This is a genomic window from Sphingomonas cannabina (assembly GCF_021391395.1).
GTDB lineage: Bacteria > Pseudomonadota > Alphaproteobacteria > Sphingomonadales > Sphingomonadaceae > Sphingomonas > Sphingomonas cannabina.
Genome location: NZ_CP090059.1, coordinates 3,322,522 through 3,340,432, shown reverse-complemented (window position 1 = coordinate 3,340,432; position 17,911 = coordinate 3,322,522). Strand labels below are relative to the sequence as shown.

The following is a 17,911-nucleotide window of genomic DNA, read 5'->3' as shown; positions in this document are numbered from 1 at the left end:
TCGTCACCCCGGACTTGGTCCGGGGTCCACCGTGCAGCATCTCCGCAGCGTGAGCGTGTGCGGCACGGTGGATGCCGGACCAAGTCCGGCATGACGGGGAGGGGAGATGTGCGACCTTGATCCTCTCCGCGCAGGAATGGGGCATCGTCCTCCTCTCGCTCAAGGTCGGCGTCGTCGCGATGCTCGGCCTGCTGCCGATCGCCTTCGGCCTGGCCTGGCTGCTCGCCCGCGCCCGCTTTCCCGGAAAGATCCTCCTCGACGCGCTGGTCCACCTGCCGCTGGTGCTGCCGCCGGTGGTGACCGGCTGGTGGCTGCTGCTGCTGTTCGCGCCGGCGGGGCCGTTCGGGTTTCTCTCCGAGCACGTCCTGTTCCGCTGGACCGGCGCGGCGATCGCGGCGGCGGTGATGGCGCTGCCGCTGATGGTGCGCGCGATCCGGCTGTCGATCGAGGCGGTCGACCGCCGGCTGGAGGATGCCGCACGCACGCTCGGTGCCGGCCGCTGGCGGGTGTTCCGCACCGTCACGCTGCCGCTCAGCGTGCCTGGCGTGCTCGCCGGCACCGTGCTCGGCTTTGCCCGCGCGCTGGGGGAGTTCGGCGCGACCATCACCTTCGTCTCCAACGTCCCCGGCGAGACTGAGACGCTGCCGCTCGCGATCTACGCCGCGCTGCAGGTGCCGGGGCAGGACGCGGCGGTGTGGCGGCTGGCGGCGGTGTCGGTGGCGATCTCGCTGGTCGCGCTGATCGCCTCGGAGCTGCTGGCGCGCCGCGCGGGGAGGGGCGCCCATGCGCTTTGACGTCTCGGTCCGAAAGCGCTTCGCCGACGCCGAAATTGCCGCGTCCTTCGCCAGCGACGCTGCGCTGACTGTGCTGTTCGGCCCGTCGGGGGCAGGCAAGAGCAGCGTGCTCAACATGATCGCCGGGCTGGTGCGGCCGGACGATGGCTGGGTGCGGGTCGACGGGGCCACGCTGTTCGATGCCGCGACCGACGTGCCCGCCGAGGCGCGCCGCGTCGGCTATGTCTTCCAGGAGTCGCGCCTGTTCCCGCATATGCGCGTGCGCGACAATCTCCTCTACGGCCGTCCCCACGACCGGCGGCTGGGGGATGAGATCGACTTCCTCGGCATCGGCCATCTGCTCGACCGCTGGCCGGCGACCTTGTCCGGCGGCGAGGCCAAGCGGGTCGCGATCGGCCGCGCGCTGCTGCGCGATCCTGCCGTCCTGCTGCTCGACGAGCCGCTCGCCTCGCTCGACCGCGCCCGGCGCGAGGAGGTGATGCAGGTGATCGAGCGGCTGCGCGACGAGGTGCGCCTGCCGATCCTGCTGGTGACGCACGACCATGCCGAGGCCGAGCGGCTCGGCGGACAGATCGTGGAGATCGGATAGCGATCTTGCTAGATCCATAACAAGTTATATAACTTCGCATCGAAAGGGCGATGCGATGAACGATATATTGAGCGGCGGCTATCTCTTCCTTGGCAGCCGCCTGAAGCGGCTCGGCGAGCGGATGCAGGCGGACGTGCTGCGGATCGTCGAGGCCGAAGGGCTGCCGATCCAGCCGGCGCAATATCCGCTGCTCGCCGCGATCGAGCGAGATGGGCCGATCACCGTCGGGGAGATCGCGGCGGCGATGGGAGTGAGCCAGCCCGGCGTCACGCGCAACCTGGCGAAGCTGGTCGAGACCGGGCTGGTCGAGACGGTCGACGGCGGACGCGATGCGCGCCGGCGGGCGGTTGCACTGACCGAGGCGGGACGCGCGGCGATGGCGCGATCGAAGGCGACGGTGTGGCCGCGGGTCGAGGCGGCGGCCGCCGAGCTGGCCGCGGGCGGAACCGGGCCGCTGCTCGAACAGCTCGATGCGATCGAGGCGTCGCTTGCCGCGGCGCCGCTCCACCGGCGCACGGTCGCGGCCTCGGGCCTGGCGATCCGCGGCTGGGCGCCCGAGCTCGCGCGCCACTTCCACGACATCAACCTCGAATGGGTCGCGGCGATGTACGAGGTCGAGGACACTGACCGCGAGACGCTCGAGCATCCGGAGGAGATCATCGTCACCCCGGGCGGCGACATATTGTTCGTCGAGGACCGGGAGCTCGGCATCATCGGCACCTGCGCGCTCAGGAAGAGCGGCGACGGCGTGTTCGAGCTGACCAAGATGGGCGTGCGCGAGGCGGCGCGCGGCCGCAAGGCCGGCGAGTTCCTGCTCCGCGCCACGATCCGCCGCGCGCGCGAGCTCGGCGCGACGACGCTCTACCTGCTCTCCAACCGCAAATCGGCGGCGGCGATCCACCTCTACGAGAAGGTCGGCTTCGTCCACGATGCCGGGATCATGGCCCGCTACGGTGCGCGCTACGCCCGGTGCGATGTGGCGATGCGTTACGCGGGCGAAGCGGCGCCGAGATAGTCGAGCTTCCCCACCGGCACGCCCTTCATGCGCAGGATCGCGTAGGCGGTGGTCACGTGGAAATAGAAATTGGGCAGCAGGAAGCCCTGCACATAGCTGAGGCCGGTGAAGGACATGCCGCCGTGCGGGGTCTGCAGGATCACCTCGGCGGCTTCCTTGCCGTCGATCGCGGTACGCGGCACCGACTTGATGAAGTCGACCGTCCTCGCGATCCGTGCCTGCAGCTCGGCGAAGCTCGTCTCGTCGTCCGCCATGGGCACGTTCTCGACGCCGCCGATGCGGACCAGCGCCAGCTTGGCGGTGTCGCTCGCGCGCTGCACCTGGCCGGTCAGCGGCGCCATGTCCGGAAACAGCCGCGCCTCGATCAGCTCGCCATGCGCCATGCCCTGCTCGTCGGCCCAGGCCCGGCCCTTGTCGAGGAACGCCGCCATCGCCGCGAAGCCGCGCAGCAGGGCCGGAACGGTGAGATCGTAGAGTTCGGTCGCCATGCCCGCGCAATTAGGTAGCCGCGCCGTCACTGTCGAGCGACGGAAAAAGAGATAACAATATAAAGATATCTTTATATCTTACTTGACGTCGTGCTCCCGATCGGCGACATTCCCACCGTCGAGGTTCTCCGCCCTTGCGGCGGAGCTAAGACGGGAAGCCGGTGCGGGCCTCGTGCCCAACTCCGGCGCTGCCCCCGCAACTGTGAGCGGCGAGCGGCGGCCGATACGTGTCACTGGGGCGGCAAGCGCTCCGGGAAGGCCAGGCCGGCGTGACGACCCGTGAGCCAGGAGACCTGCCTCCGACGCGATAACGTCCACCGGCGGGGTGTCCGGGTCGGTCGCTGACGTGCCGCGGCCGGGAAGGCTCGTCCGCGCGCGCCCGTGCCCGTCCGGTCGCCCCGCCTTCATCGGGGTATGAAGACCAATGACCGTCACCGTCGCCACGCTCGGCTTCCCGCGCATCGGGCCGCGCCGCGAGCTCAAGTTCGCGCTGGAGAAATTCTGGTCGGGCCAGTCGTCCGGGACCGAGCTGCTCGAATCCGCCGCCGCGCTCCGCGCCGCCGCCTGGGCGCGGCAGAAGGCGCTCGGCGCCGACTGGCTGCCGTCGAACGATTTCTCGCTCTACGACCATGTCCTCGACACCAGCGTGATGCTGGGCGCGATCCCCGATCGCTACGGCGCCGCGCCGGGCCAGGTCGACCTCGCCACCTATTTCGCTATGGCGCGCGGTTCGACCGGGGACGGGGAGGGCTGCGGCCACGGCCATGCCGGCCGCACCGCGCTCGAGATGACCAAGTGGTTCGACACCAACTACCATTACATGGTCCCCGAGCTGACCGCCGGGCAGCAGCTCGCGCTCGCCTCGACCAAGCCGGTCGACGACTATCGCGAAGCGAAGGCGCTCGGCTACGAGACGCGGCCGGTGCTGCTCGGCCCCGTCACCTGGCTGACGCTGGCCAAGGGGCGCGACGTCGATCCCTTCGACTTCCTCGACCAGGCGCTCGGCATCTACGTGACCGTGCTGGAGCAGCTCGCCGCCGCGGGCGCCAAATGGGTGCAGATCGACGAGCCCTGCCTGGTCCTCGACCTCACCGAGCGCCAGCGCACCGCGCTCACCCGCGCCTATGCCCGGCTGGCGCGGGTCGGCGTCGACATCATGCTCGCGACCTATTTCGGCGGGCTGGAGGACAATCTCGCGCTTGCCGCCAACCTGCCGGTTTCGGGGCTCCACGTCGACCTCGTCCGCGCGCCCGACCAGCTCGACGCGGTGCTCGCCAAGGCACCGAAGAAGCTGCTGCTGTCCCTGGGCGTGATCGACGGCCGCAACATCTGGCGCGCCGACCTCGCCAAGCTGCTCGACCGGCTGGAGCCGATCGCCGCGGAGCGCGACCTGATCCTCGCGCCGTCGTGCTCGCTGCTCCACACCCCCGTCGACCTCGCGCTGGAGACCAAGATCGATGCGGAGGTAGCGCAATGGCTCGCCTTCGCGGTGCAGAAGGTCGAGGAGCTGGCGATCCTCAAGACCGCGCTCAACCAAGGCCGCGCGAGCGTCGCCGGTGCGCTGGCGGCCGCCACCAATGCCGCCGCCAACCGCCGCACCTCGCCGCGCATCCACGACCCCGCCGTGGCGGCGCGCGTCGCCGCGGTCACGCCCGACATGCGCGAGCGACGTTCCGGCCACGTCGAGCGTATCGCAGCGCAGGCGGCGGTGCTCGGGCTGCCACGCTTCCCGACCACCACCATCGGCTCCTTCCCGCAGACCGCCGAGGTCCGCCGTGCCCGCGCCGAGCGCAATCGCGGCACGCTGGACGATGCCGCCTATGAGCAGTTCCTGCGCGAGGAGACCGCGCGCACCGTGCGCTGGCAGGAGGAGGCCGGCCTCGACATGCTCGTCCACGGCGAGTTCGAGCGCAACGACATGGTGCAGTATTTCGGCGAGCAGCTCGCCGGCTTCGCCTTCACGGTGAACGGCTGGGTGCAGAGCTACGGCTCGCGCTGCGTGCGGCCGCCGATCCTCTACGGCGACGTGTCGCGGCCGCGGCCGATGACGGTCGAGTGGTGGCGCTATGCCCAGGGCCTCACCGACCGGCCGATGAAGGGGATGCTGACCGGACCCGTCACCATCCTCAACTGGTCGTTCGTCCGCGACGACCAGCCGCGCGAGGCGTCATGCCGCCAGATCGCGCTGGCGATCCGCGACGAGGTGCTCGACCTCGAGGCGGCCGGCGCCAAGGCGATCCAGATCGACGAGGCGGCGCTGCGCGAGGGCCTGCCGCTGCGGCGCCGCGACTGGCCGCATTATCTCGACTGGGCGGTGGACTGCTTCCGCCTCACCGCCGCGGGCGTCGGCGACGCGACCCAGATCCACACCCATATGTGCTATTCGGAGTTCAACGACATCCTGCCCGCGATCGGCGCGATGGACACCGACGTGATCTCGATCGAGACCGCGCGCTCGCAGATGGAGCTGCTGGAGGGCTTCGCCGACTATCGCTACCCGAGCGCGATCGGCCCGGGCGTCTACGACATCCACTCGCACCGCGTGCCCGACGTCGAGGAGATGGTCGCGCTGATGCGTCTCGCCCAGCTCCACCTCGCTCCCGAGCAGCTGTGGGTGAACCCCGACTGCGGGCTCAAGACCCGCAAGTGGGACGAGGTGAAGCCGGCGATCGCCGCGATGGTCGAGGCGGCGCGGCGCCTGCGGGTCGAGGCGCTGGAGCCGGCATGACCGGCACGCATGGCGGTGTCGTCCGGCTGATCGACATGATCTTCCCGGGCGACACCAACCATCACGGCACGCTGTTCGGCGGCGTGGCGCTCGCGCACATGGACAAGGTGGCGTTCCTCGCCGCCTCGCGCCACGGGCGGGCGCCGTTCGTCACCGCCGCATCGGAGCGGATCGATTTCGCCGCCCCGGCGCTCAAGGGCGAACTGATCGAGGCGAGCGGCCGCGTCGTGCGCGTCGGCCGGTCGTCGCTCGACGTCGAGGTCGAGCTGGTGGCGGAGGCGCTTCTCTCCGGCGAGCGGCGGCTGTGTACGCGCGGCCGCTTCACGCTGGTCGCGATGAACGGGGAGGGCGCGCCGCTCCCGCCCCTCGCTGAGCCGGCGCCCGAGCCGGACGGGCTGCGCATGGCCGACATCGTCTTTCCGCCGCAGACCAACCATTACGGCACGCTGTTCGGGGGCGATGCGCTCAGGATGCTCGGCAAGGCGGCGTTCGTCGCCGCCACCCGCCATGCCCGCGCGGTGATGGTGATGGCGGCATCCGAGCGCGTCGACTTCCGCTCGCCGATCGCGGAAGGCGAGATGATCGAGCTGATCGCCACCGTCGACGCGGTGGGGCGCAGCTCGCTCAGGACGCGTGTCGAGCTGTGGGCGGAGGACCTCCTCACCGGCGACCGTCGGCACGCCGCCTCGGCCGCCTTCACCATGGTCGCGGTCGACCCGGCAGGTCGGCCGCGGCGGGTGGAGGTATTCTAGGACTCATCGCCATTTGGAACGAATCCTCCCCCGCCAGGGGGAGGTGGCACGCGAAGCGTGACGGAGGGGGCGGAAGCACGCCGATAGTTTGTCGCCGACCTCCCCCTCCGTCAGCCTGCGGCTGACACCTCCCCCTGGCGGGGGAGGATCAAAGGCGGCGCTCGCTTTCCTCCGGAAAATCCCGATCTAAGATGGACGGGAGGGAATCGCCCTGGGGGGACATGACGGAATGAGGGGGCTCGTGAGGGCATGGTTCGGTGCGCTTGCTGCCGGGGCGTTGGCATGTGCAGCGCCCGCGCATGCGGAATGGTATGAGGCGCGCACCGATCATTTCGTGATCGATATCGACGCCGACGAACCGGCCGCGCGCGAGTTCGCCGAGCGGCTCGAGCGGTACGATGCGGCGCTGCGTCGGCTGTACGGCCTTCCCGACGACCCGGCGACGCATGCCAATCCGGTGCGCATCTTCGTGCTCAAGGCCGGATTGTTCACGCGCGTATGCCAGTGCGGCGGGCTTGCCGGCTACTACCGTCCGCGCGCGGGCGGATCGGTGATCTTCAGCCTCTATGCCCCCGGCTTCGACCGTCATGCCAAGGCGGGGGACATGACCTCGCAGGTGACGCTGCTCCACGAATACGCCCATCACATGATGTATTCGAGCGAGCCGATCGCCTATCCGGTCTGGTTCTCGGAAGGCTTTGCCGAGTTCAACGCGAACGTCGAGTTCCGCGACGACGGGTCGATCGTCATCGGACTGCCCGCCAATTACCGCGCGGGTCTGATTCGCACCCAGGGCGACTATCTCTCGATGCCGCTGGGCGAATTCTTCACCACCGCGACGGCGTCGCCCCTGGTCTATGGACGCGGCTGGCTGCTCACCCATTATCTGATGCTCACGCCGAAGCGGCAGGGGCAGCTCGCCAAGTATCTCCAGCTGATGAACCGCGGCAAACCGAGCCTCGACGCGGCGGGCGAGGCATTCGGCGACGTGCAGGCACTGTGGCGCGAGATGTTCGCCTATTTCGAGGGCCGGATATTGCTGCCGCCGCTCGGCGTACCGCCGCCGGCGAAGCCACCGCATGCGACCGTGACGAAGCTCTCGCCGGGCGTCGCCGCGCTGATGCCGCTGCGCGCGCGATCGGTGAACGGTGCGCGTGGCGGACTTGCGCGCGAATTGGCGCGCGATGCCGCGAAGATCGCCGCAGACTATCCGGCGGACGCGCGCGTGCAGACCGAATATGCCGAAGCCGAGCTTGTGGCGGGGCATCCGGATCTCGCCGCGGCGGCCGCCGATCGCGCGCTCGCGCTCGCGCCCGGCTCGCTGCCGGCGATGCTCGCCAAAGGGCAGGCGGAGGTGCGGCGGCTCGTCGCCGCGAAGTCGACCGATGCCGCTGCCTGGACGGCCGCGCGTGCGTGGCTGATCAAGGCCAACCACGCCGATCCCAACGCGGCGGCGCCGCTCCTCGCCTATTTCCGCAGCTTCGCCGCTGCCGGAACCGAACCTACTCCCGGCGCGGTCAAGGGTTTGCGTCGCGCATTCGTCCTCGGCGCGGAAGACCCGCAGGTACGTATTCAGCTCGCCCGCCACCTCTTCGATCACGACGATGCGCCCGGCGCCCGCACGCTGCTCCAGCCGATCGCCTTCGCTCCTCATGACGACGACGACAAGAATGTTGCGGCCCAGGTGATCGCGCTGATCGACGCAGGCAAGCTTGCTGAAGCCAAGCCGCTGATGGCGAAGATGGCCGGCACTGCCGAGAGAAACTGAGCGCCTGGCAGGCGGTGATATGGTCGCTACACCGCCCGCCTCGGCTTCAGGCGCGGTCGCCTGAACCAGAAGCTCCACACCGCGAAGCTGCCCAGCATCGCCATCGCCAGGCCCGAGCAGGTCATCACCAGTCGATAGGCAAGCCCGCCGACCTTGGCGGCGTGAAGCGGGTAGGCAGTGTTGAACACCTGCGCCCCTCGCGGCAGCGCCAGCGCGTCGCGGGCGGCGAGCAGACGACCGGTGGCGGCGTCGAACCACAGCATCGTGCGGCCGTTCGGGAGCCATTCGGCGGCGCGCCGCATCCTGAAACTGATCGGCTCGCCGGGCTTACGGGGCAGGGTGAGCGTGCGGAAATCCGCATCGGGGAACCGGGCATGGGCCGTGGCCAGCATCGCCGCCCAGTCCGGATGCGCGGCCAGTGCACCGCCGGAGAGCTTGGGCGGCGCCATCGCCGCCCGCGCCTGCGCCGGGGAGGAGAAGGGCGCCATTACGATCGCCGCGACGGGTTTGAAGATCATCATCGTCCCCGTCACCGCCGACAGCAGGAGCAGCGGCGCCATGACGATGCCGAGGTCGCGGTGCTGCATCACGATCGCCGGCCGGCTCATCCGCTTCGGCCACAGCCGGAACGCGAAGGTCCGCCGCGTCCGCCACCACAGGATGGTGCCGGTCACCACGAACAGCACCGCGCACAGCCCGGCGATGCCGATCACCGTCTCGCCGACGTCGCCGGTGAACAGATGGTGGTGGAGGTCGAACAACCACAGCTCGGGCCGCTCCCATTGGCTGCCCCAGCGCGTGACGATGGCGCCTGCCTGATCGGCGTAGGCACCGGCGCCGCCACTGAGACGGAGCTGGTGCAGGCCGAAGCCGTCGCTCGCATAGACGATGCCCTGCACGCCGTGCCCGTCGCCGATCAGCCGCGTGGTCACGGCAGCGAGCGCGGCGGGATCGCGGTTCAGCGCATCGCCGGCATGGGGCAGGGTCCAGCCGAGCCAGGCGTCCTCATGGACCAGGATCGCGCCGGTCAGCCCCATCATGCCGAGGACGAGCCCGACCAGTCCGCCGGTCCAGCGATGGATGAGGTCGAGCCACTTCATCGTCAGAACCGCCACGTCATTAGAACCGGTAGTCCCAGCCGAGCGTCAGCGTGCGCCCGCGCCCGGCGAAATAGCTGAGGTTGTCAGTCGGCAGCCGGGTGTCGCTGCTGTAGTCGATGTACTGGAGGTTGAAGAGGTTCTGCGCGCTCAGCCGGATCGCGCCGAGCCGGCCGGCGTCGTAGCGCACCGTCGCGTCGGTCAGTGTGTAGCCGCCGAAGTCGTTGCGTGGATCGCGCTTCAGGCCCTTGAACGTCCGGGACAGATAGAATTGCGTCTGCACCAGCGCCGAGAACCGGCCCCGCGCATAGCTCGCGGTCAGGTTGAGCCGGTCCGGAGAGATGTTGGTGCCGTCGAGGTCGGTATCGACCCGGCCATCGGCATCGCTGTCGTAGCGCCCGTCGAGATGCGCATAGCCGATCCCCAGCCGCGCGCCCTCGATCGGCAGGCGAACGCCGAGATTGACCTCCAGCCCCTGGATCTCGACCCGCTGGCGCTGCACGTCGAAAATGCCGCCAGGATTGGCGATCAGCAGCTGGCCCTTGTCGCTCGACGACCAGAAATAGGTGACGCTGCCGTCGAGTGGCCCGCGCTTCACCTCCACTCCGATCTCGCGGTTGTTCGAGACGATCGGGCTGATGTCGAGATAGGTGTCGAGGTCGACGTTCAGCTTGTTGATCGCCCGCGTGATGCGGCCGACATCCGGAGCGGTGAAGCCTTCGGCATAGCTCGCATAGGCGCGGATGCCCTCCGTTGGCTCGACGATCACGCCACCATTGATCAGCAGGTCCTCGAACTTCGGCTTGCCGCCGGCGACCGCGACGCCGCCGTAGGTCGACGGACCGCAGGGCGTGCCGGGCGGCAGCGTGGGCGAACAGGCGACGAAGGTGGTCGACGCCAGCGTGTGATAGTCGTCGATCTTGATCTCGACATTCTCCCACCGCGCGCCGCCGGCGAGCCGCACCAGCCCGTCGAACAGCTTGAGGTTGGCCTGGCCGAACGGCGCGAGGCTCCGGAAATCGGTCGGCGGCACCCATGTGCGGCCGGTGGCGATCAGCCGCTGCTCGGTCTTGTCCCACAAGGCGTCGAAACCGAGCGTCACGGTCAGCGCCTCGAAGCCGGGAATGGCGCGTTCGTAGCTGATCTTTGCGCCGATCTTGCGCGACCGGTTCTGCGACTGATCGAACAGCGTGTTGAGGGGAGCGATCGCCGGGTCCTGGAACGTGGGAACCGGAGCGACCTCGCCGCCGAAGGTGTCGCGGCTGCGGTTGAAGAAGACCTGGCTGACGAAATTGCCGCCCCACAGCGCGGTGTCGGTGATCGACAGCGCGACGCTCTCGGTCCGGCTCGCGGCGGGATCGCCCGGCGCGTCGCCGCGGACGGCGCTGGTCGGCACGCCGGTCGCCCGGTTGCCGGGAATGGCGAGATAGTCGCCGTTGCCCTTGAGCTGGAACCGGCTGGCGATCAGGTCGATCCGCCCGGTCTCGCCGAGCTGGTATCCGAACCGCCCGAACAGCGACAGCGCCCGCGAATCCAGCGTCTCGCCCTGGGTAGAGTTGACGCCGATCCGGTGCCCGTTGCCGTCGTAATAGGCGCCGCGCGTCTCATAGGCGGCGCCGACGCTCGCGTCGAAGCGGCCCGCCTTGTACTGCACCAGTCCAGCGGCCTTGCCGCCGAAGCCGTCGTCCTGGAACCCTTCGCTCGCGGTGCCCTGCAGCAGCGCGCGGCCGCTTAGCCCCTCGGTCTTCGGGGCGCCGACCGTCACCTGGTTGACGATGCCGCCGGTGCCGCCGATCCCCTGCAGCGCGTTGGAACCGTAGATCAGCTCGACCCGGTCGACGAAGAAGCCGTCGATGGTGAAGCCGTCGCGGCTGCCGTCGCGCAGCGGCGTCGACTGCGGGATGCCGTTGATCGCATAGAGCGGCGAGCGGCCGCGCAGCGACTCCCCGGCGCCCGACAGCTTCTGGCGGGTGGGGGAGAAGGACGGGGTCAGGTTCGCCACCGCATCGGTGACCGATCCCGAGATCGCGATCTGCTGGTCGAGCGCGGTCTTGTCGATGATGTCGATGGTGAGCGGCAGCGCGTTGGGCGGCAGCACGGTGCGCGCGGCGGTGACGACGATCTCGGTCCCGTCGCCGTCATCCTCGACCGCACGCTCCTGCGCGCAGGCGGGGTGAATCGGCGCAAGCAGCGCCACCAACGGCAACGACCAGAACGAACGACGAAGCATCAATGCCCTCCCAGCGCGGCGCGGCTAGCAGGGCGATCGGGTAAATGCAAATCAATCGCATTAGCTGGCGACAACTAAGCCCCTCCCCTTCAGGGGAGGGGTCGGGGTGGGGCCTGACCCCAAGCAATATGGCATGCCGCACTGCCCCACCCCCTACCCCCTCCCCTGAAGGGGAGGGGCTCAAGTCAAGTCTCCTAACTGTGACACTGAAAGCAACAAAGTCCGCGGACGCCACGCGATACCTCGCTGCCGCCGCTTGATATGTTGCTAATTTAGCCATATTATTGATGGCAATAATAATCGAGAGCGGGGGGAGAGGTGTCGCCGGCGATTAGCGCCCCGTCAGCCGATTGGTCCGCATTCCGCCGCGCCTGCCGATGCGCGATGCCGGCGGGTTCCGTCCGTTCGCGCAATGCAACCCTGACACGCCGAGACGCCGCTCCGCGAGGCCCTTTGCGAGGCCCGGAACGCAACCGGTCGAGATCGGGAGGGCGGCCCCGACGATAACGCCGCCAAGGAGAGGAGAAGCGACATGAACACGATCGTTGCGTCATGTGCCTGCCGCATGTTGCGGCCTTCGCTTGCTGCGGCGGGATTGGCCGCGGCATTGACCCCGGGAACGGTTCTGGCCGATCCACCCTCGACCCTCTACGGCCTCGCCTGGGAGGAGACGTTCAGCGGCAGCGCGGTCGATACCAGCCGCTGGAACTTCCGGACCGACGTCAAGGTGCTGAGCGCCCAGCTCGCCGCCAACGCGGTCATCGACAACGGCCAGCTCAGCCTGCTGATGAAGCAGGAGAATGTGAGCGGCATGAGCTACACCGGCGCCGGCGTCGTCAGCAAGCAGCAGTTCGGCTACGGCTATTTCGAGGTCCGCGCCAAGAACACCACCAACACCGGCTGGCACAACAGCTTCTGGATGATGGCCGGCGACGGCAGCAACACCTACGCCGCCGGCCGCTATCTCGAGATCGACCAGGCCGAGATCGAGACGGCGGACCAGACCCATATCCCCAGCGGACTCAACATCTGGAACGGCCAGGCAGGCACTGGCGGAAAGCTCGCCGCTCCGCGCTGCGCGACCTATGCGCCGGGCGTCAACCTGACGGCGGCCTACCACACCTACGGCGCCGACTGGCGGGAAGGGGCGATCGACTTCTACTTCGACGGCATCAAATATTGCACGATCGCCTATTCGACGACCCAATACCGCCAGGACCCGGTGAACATCTGGCTGACCGCGATCGCCTATCGGGCGCCGGTCTCGGTCGGCGGCACGCCGCAATATTACGACACGGTCCGCTTCTACAAGAAGGACCAGTATGTCATGAACGGCCGCTACGGCTATAGCGAGAGCGGCTCCGGCTGGCAGGACAGCACGCTGGCGGGCTTCGGCCTGATGCCGCAGCGCTATTCATGCACCGCCGGCGACAAGTCGACCTATGCCCCCGGCTTCAACCAGTCGGGCAGCTACCACGTCTATATCTGGAAGACGGCCAATGCCAACGCCGACACCCAGGGCGAGGTGAAGGTGCAGGCGGCGTCGGGCACGACCACCACCACCATCAACTTCGCGACCGGCAGCTCGGGTTGGGTGGACCTCGGCGTCCACAGCTTCAACGCGGGCACCACCAATCCCGCGATCGGCGTCACCAACACCGTCCACGCCGGCTGCCAGCGCGCCGGCGCGGTCAAGTTCGTGCGGGAGGTGTAGATGCGCGTGCGGCGCGCGATCGTGCTGGGCACGGCGGCGCTGGCGATCGGTACGGCCGGCGCCCTCCTGCTGTCCGACGCCGACAAGGACGCGGGCGAGGAGGGTGTCGTCCGCATCGTCTCCGCGCCGTCGGAGGAAGCTCTATCCGTTCCCGCGGAGCCGGCCGCGACTCCGACACCGCCGGCTCCGGTCGACACTGGCGACAGACCGGGCCGGAGAGACGATCCGCCGGCCCCGCACGAGCCCGGCTCGCCCAACTATGCCGAGATCGGCGTGCTCCCGGCGATCTGAACACTCGCGCCGAACAGAAAGCCGCCGCCCGGCATCCCGGACGGCGGCTTCCTTGTCCTTGATCCCGGCCGCGGCCGAGGACGCTTACGGGTTCAGATACTCGCCCGCGTCCTCGTCCGTGCCGTGACCCGACGGCGTCACCGCCGCGAGCGGATCGTCGCCCGTGCCGCCGCTGTCGCGCACGTCGCGGGCCAGCTCCGCCGCATGCTCCTGCGCCGCGCTCTCCGGCGCGATCAGCGTCGCCTGGAGCGCACGCTGCTGCGCGCGGAGCGCCGCGTCGCGGCTGGTCGCCGCCACGCGCAGGCGGTTCATGCCGGCACCGGTGCCCGCCGGGATCAGGCGGCCGACGATCACGTTCTCCTTGAGGCCGTTCAGCGTGTCGACCTTGCCCTGCACCGAAGCCTCGGTGAGCACGCGGGTCGTCTCCTGGAACGACGCGGCGGAGATGAACGACCGGGTCTGCAGCGACGCCTTGGTGATGCCGAGCAGCACCGGCTTGCCCTGCGCCGGCTGCTGGCCGGCCGGGAGCTTGGCATTCTGCTCGTCCATCTCGTCGCGGTCGACCTGCTCGCCCGCCAGCAGCGTGGTGTCGCCGCCGTCGGTGATCTCGACCTTCTGCAGCATCTGGCGAACGATCACCTCGATGTGCTTGTCGTTGATCTTCACGCCCTGGAGGCGATAGACCTCCTGGATCTCCGACACGAGATATTCCGCCAGCGCCTCGACGCCGAGCACCTCGAGGATGTCGTGCGGATCGGGGCTGCCGCCGATCAGGTTGTCGCCACGCTTGACGTAGTCGCCTTCCTGGACGTCGATCACCTTCGACTTGGGCACCAGATACTCGACCACCTCGCCGCCATCCTCGGGCTGGATGCCGATCTTGCGCTTGGCCTTGTAGTCCTTGCCGAACACGACCCGGCCGGAGACCTTGGCGATGATCGCGTTCTCCTTGGGCTTGCGCGCCTCGAACAGCTCGGCGACGCGCGGCAGACCGCCGGTGATGTCGCGGGTCTTGGCCGATTCACGAGCCACACGCGCGACGACGTCGCCCGCCTTCACCTCGGCGCCGTCATCGACCGACAGCACCGCGCCCGGCGCCAGCATGTAGCGCGCGGTCTCGCCCGAACCGCCGTCGAGCAGGGTGAGGCGCGGACGCAGGTCCTCCTTGGTGCGCGCCGAGGCGCGATATTCGGTGACCACGCGCTGGGTGATGCCGGTGGCCTCGTCGGCCTGCTCCGCCATCGTCTTGCCCTCGATCAGGTCCTGGTACTTCACCGTGCCGCCGGTCTCGGTGATCACCGGCATGGTGAAGGGGTCCCACTCGGCCATGCGGTCACCCTTCGAGACGATATGGCCGTCGTCGAACAGCACATAGGCACCATAGGGGATCTTGTGCACGGCGAGCTCGCGCCCGTCCATGTCCACGATCGCCAGCTCGCCCGAGCGGCTCAGCACCACGCGGCGGCCGCGCTGGTCCTCGATGATGCGCAGGTCGCGGAACTGGACGGTGCCGTCGGCCGGCGCCTCCAGGTTCGACTGCTCGTTGAGCTGCGCCGCGCCGCCGATGTGGAAGGTGCGCATCGTCAGCTGCGTGCCCGGCTCGCCGATCGACTGCGCCGCGATCACGCCGACCGCCTCGCCGATGTTGACCGGGGTGCCGCGGGCGAGGTCACGCCCGTAGCACTTGGCGCACACGCCGAACTGCGCCTCGCAGACCAGCGGCGAGCGGATCTTCATCGACTGGATGCCGATCGCCTCGATCTGCGCGACCGCGGCCTCGTCGAGCAGCGTGCCCGCCGGGATCGCGACCTCGTTGGTCTTGGGATCGACCACGTCCTCCGCCGTGGTGCGGCCGAGGATGCGCTCGCCCAGCGACGCGATGGTCGAGCCGCCCTGCACGATCGCCTTCATCTCCAGCGCGCGCTCGGTGCCGCAATCCTCCTCCATGACGACGCAGTCCTGCGACACGTCGACGAGACGGCGGGTGAGGTAGCCCGAGTTGGCGGTCTTGAGCGCCGTGTCGGCCAGGCCCTTGCGGGCGCCGTGGGTCGAGTTGAAGTATTCGAGGACGGTCAGGCCTTCCTTGAAGTTCGAGATGATCGGCGTCTCGATGATCTCGCCCGACGGCTTGGCCATCAGGCCACGCATGCCGGCAAGCTGCTTGATCTGCGCCTGCGAGCCGCGGGCGCCCGAGTGGGCCATCATGTAGATCGAGTTGATCGGGGCTTCACGGCCGTCGTCGAGCCGCTTCACCGCCTTGATCTCGTCCATCATCGCGGCCGCCACCTGGTCGCCGCAGCGGCTCCAGGCGTCGATCACCTTGTTGTACTTCTCCTGCTGCGTGATCAGGCCGTCCTGATACTGCTGCTCGAAGTCCTTCACCTGCTCACGGGTCTCGTCGACCAGCTTCTCCTTCTCGGCCGGGATGACCATGTCGTCCTTGCCGAACGAGATGCCCGCCTTGAACGCGTGGCGGAAGCCGAGCGCCATGATCGCGTCGGCGAACAGCACCGTCTCCTTCTGGCCGGTGTGGCGATAGACGGTGTCGATGACGTCGCCGATCTCCTTCTTGGTCAGCAGGCGGTTGACGGTCTCGAACGGCACCTTGTGCGACTTCGGCAGGCACTCGCCGAGCAGCATGCGGCCCGGGGTGGTCTCGTAGCGCTTGAGATACTCGTTGCCGTCCTCGTCGGTCTGCGGCACGCGGCTGATCACCTTCGAGTGCAGCGTCACCGCACCCGCATCCAGCGCCTGGTGCACCTCGGCCATGTCGGCGAGCAGCATGCCTTCGCCCGGCTCGCCGGTCTTCTCCATCGACAGATAGTAGAGACCGAGCACCATGTCCTGCGACGGCACGATGATCGGCTTGCCGTTGGCGGGGCTCAGGATGTTGTTGGTCGACATCATCAGCACGCGCGCTTCCAGCTGCGCCTCGAGGCTCAGCGGAACGTGCACGGCCATCTGGTCGCCGTCGAAGTCGGCGTTGAACGCCGAGCAGACCAGCGGGTGGAGCTGGATCGCCTTACCCTCGATCAGCACCGGCTCGAACGCCTGGATGCCGAGGCGGTGGAGCGTCGGCGCGCGGTTGAGCAGCACCGGATGCTCGCGGATCACCTCGTCCAGGATGTCCCAGACTTCCTTGCGCTCCTTCTCGACCCACTTCTTGGCCTGCTTGAGGGTCATCGACAGACCCTTGGCATCGAGGCGGGCGTAGATGAACGGCTTGAACAGCTCGAGCGCCATCTTCTTGGGCAGGCCGCACTGGTGCAGCTTGAGCTCAGGCCCGGTCACGATGACCGAGCGGCCCGAATAGTCGACGCGCTTGCCGAGCAGGTTCTGGCGGAAGCGGCCCTGCTTGCCCTTCAGCATGTCGGACAGCGACTTGAGCGGACGCTTGTTGGCGCCGGTGATCGTGCGGCCGCGGCGGCCGTTGTCGAACAGCGCGTCGACCGCCTCCTGCAGCATGCGCTTCTCGTTGCGGACGATGATGTCCGGCGCGCGCAGCTCCATCAGCCGCTTGAGGCGGTTGTTGCGGTTGATGACGCGGCGGTAGAGGTCGTTGAGGTCCGAGGTCGCGAAGCGGCCGCCGTCCAGCGGCACCAGCGGGCGCAGCTCGGGCGGGATGACCGGAACGACGTCGAGGATCATCCACTCCGGACGGTTGCCGGACTCGAGGAAGCTCTCGACGACCTTCAGCCGCTTGATGATCTTCTTGGGCTTCAATTCGGACTTGGTGACCGCCAGCTCCTCGAGCAGCGCCTTGCGCTCGCCCTCGAGGTCGAGGTCCATCAGCATCGCCTTGACCGCCTCGGCGCCGATGCCCGCCGAGAACGCGTCCTCGCCATATTCGTCCTGCGCGTCGAGCAGCTCGTCCTCGGTGAGGAGCTGGAACTTCTCGAGCGGGGTCAGGCCGGGCTCGGTGACGATGTAGCTCTCGAAATAGAGCACGCGCTCGAGCTGCTTGAGCTGCATGTCGAGCAGCAGGCCGATGCGCGACGGCAGCGACTTCAGGAACCAGATGTGCGCGACCGGGGCGGCGAGCTCGATATGGCCCATGCGCTCGCGGCGGACCTTCGAGACGGTCACCTCCACGCCGCACTTCTCGCAGACGATGCCCTTGTACTTCATGCGCTTGTACTTGCCGCACAGGCACTCGTAATCCTTGATCGGACCGAAGATGCGCGCGCAGAACAGGCCGTCACGCTCGGGCTTGAACGTGCGGTAGTTGATCGTCTCGGGCTTCTTGATCTCGCCGAACGACCACGAGCGGATGCGGTCGGGCGAGGCGATCCCGATCTGGATCTGGTCGAAGGTCTCGGGCTTGGCGATCGGGTTCGCGAAGTTGGTCAGTTCGTTCATGGGTAGCTACCCTCTTCTGAATTCTTTTCTCCTCTCCCGTTGGGAGAGGAAGGGGCCCGCTCGGCGAAGCCGAGTGGGAAGGTGAG

General features: G+C 68.5%; 12 protein-coding genes and 1 riboswitch. Of the genes, 8 read left to right on the top strand and 4 right to left on the bottom strand.

All coding sequences use genetic code 11. From position 1 onward, the window contains the following. The first annotated feature begins 116 nt into the window (after window positions 1-116). The 3 genes from modB to LZK98_RS15750 are packed head-to-tail and all read left to right on the top strand — an operon-like array spanning window position 117 to window position 2,398. On the top strand, window positions 117-794 hold the full coding sequence (gene modB, locus LZK98_RS15760; protein WP_406693355.1) for a molybdate ABC transporter permease subunit: 678 nt from the start codon (window positions 117-119) through the stop codon (window positions 792-794). Beyond that, entirely contained in the window at window positions 784-1,383 is a 600-nt protein-coding gene (locus LZK98_RS15755; RefSeq protein ID WP_233783479.1) for an ATP-binding cassette domain-containing protein, read from the top strand. Before modB ends, LZK98_RS15755 begins: the two co-directional genes overlap by 11 nt. Before the next feature lie 55 nt (window positions 1,384-1,438). Further along, window positions 1,439-2,398, top strand: coding sequence for a bifunctional helix-turn-helix transcriptional regulator/GNAT family N-acetyltransferase (locus LZK98_RS15750; protein ID WP_233783478.1), 960 nt, complete (start codon window positions 1,439-1,441; stop codon window positions 2,396-2,398). On the opposite strand, the gene LZK98_RS15745 is transcribed toward LZK98_RS15750, so the two are convergent. After that, entirely contained in the window at window positions 2,371-2,886 is a 516-nt protein-coding gene (locus LZK98_RS15745) for a DUF1993 domain-containing protein (protein WP_233783477.1), read from the bottom strand. The genes LZK98_RS15750 and LZK98_RS15745 overlap by 28 nt on opposite strands. A gap of 104 nt (window positions 2,887-2,990) precedes the next feature. Continuing rightward, window positions 2,991-3,201: riboswitch (cobalamin riboswitch) on the top strand. A gap of 109 nt (window positions 3,202-3,310) precedes the next feature. On the opposite strand from LZK98_RS15745, the gene metE reads away from it, so the two are divergent. The 3 genes from metE (at window position 3,311) to LZK98_RS15730 (ending at window position 8,134) form a co-directional block, all read left to right on the top strand. Then, window positions 3,311-5,614 carry a 5-methyltetrahydropteroyltriglutamate--homocysteine S-methyltransferase gene (gene metE, locus LZK98_RS15740; protein ID WP_233783476.1) on the top strand — a complete coding sequence of 768 codons (2,304 nt, stop codon included), beginning with the start codon at window positions 3,311-3,313 and terminating at the stop codon, window positions 5,612-5,614. Next, complete coding sequence (locus tag LZK98_RS15735; protein WP_233783475.1) at window positions 5,611-6,366, top strand: acyl-CoA thioesterase; 756 nt, start codon at window positions 5,611-5,613, stop codon at window positions 6,364-6,366. The genes metE and LZK98_RS15735 overlap by 4 nt, the downstream gene beginning before the upstream one ends. Before the next feature lie 241 nt (window positions 6,367-6,607). After that, a complete protein-coding gene (locus LZK98_RS15730) occupies window positions 6,608-8,134 on the top strand; it encodes a DUF1570 domain-containing protein (RefSeq protein WP_233783474.1) in 1,527 nt (508 codons plus the stop codon). 26 nt (window positions 8,135-8,160) lie between these two features. Here LZK98_RS15730 and LZK98_RS15725 read toward each other — a convergent pair whose 3' ends face one another. Together LZK98_RS15725 and LZK98_RS15720 are read right to left on the bottom strand one after the other, a co-directional pair. Then, the gene (locus LZK98_RS15725) at window positions 8,161-9,234 is read right to left on the bottom strand and encodes a PepSY-associated TM helix domain-containing protein (protein WP_233783472.1); all 1,074 of its coding nucleotides are present in this window, start codon (window positions 9,232-9,234) and stop codon (window positions 8,161-8,163) included. A 19-nt stretch (window positions 9,235-9,253) separates the two neighbouring features. Next, on the bottom strand, window positions 9,254-11,461 hold the full coding sequence (locus LZK98_RS15720; protein ID WP_233783470.1) for a TonB-dependent receptor: 2,208 nt from the start codon (window positions 11,459-11,461) through the stop codon (window positions 9,254-9,256). A 532-nt stretch (window positions 11,462-11,993) separates the two neighbouring features. Here LZK98_RS15720 and LZK98_RS15715 point away from each other — a divergent pair. Then, a complete protein-coding gene (locus tag LZK98_RS15715; protein ID WP_233783468.1) occupies window positions 11,994-13,175 on the top strand; it encodes a family 16 glycosylhydrolase in 1,182 nt (393 codons plus the stop codon). Continuing rightward, window positions 13,176-13,466 (top strand): hypothetical protein, encoded by a 291-nt coding sequence (locus tag LZK98_RS15710; RefSeq protein ID WP_233783466.1) that lies wholly within the window; start codon window positions 13,176-13,178, stop codon window positions 13,464-13,466. An 84-nt stretch (window positions 13,467-13,550) separates the two neighbouring features. Here the strand turns inward: LZK98_RS15710 and rpoC are convergent, their stop codons facing one another. Then, a complete protein-coding gene (gene rpoC / locus LZK98_RS15705) occupies window positions 13,551-17,825 on the bottom strand; it encodes a DNA-directed RNA polymerase subunit beta' (RefSeq protein ID WP_233783464.1) in 4,275 nt (1,424 codons plus the stop codon). Between the last annotated feature and the right edge of the window lie 86 nt (window positions 17,826-17,911).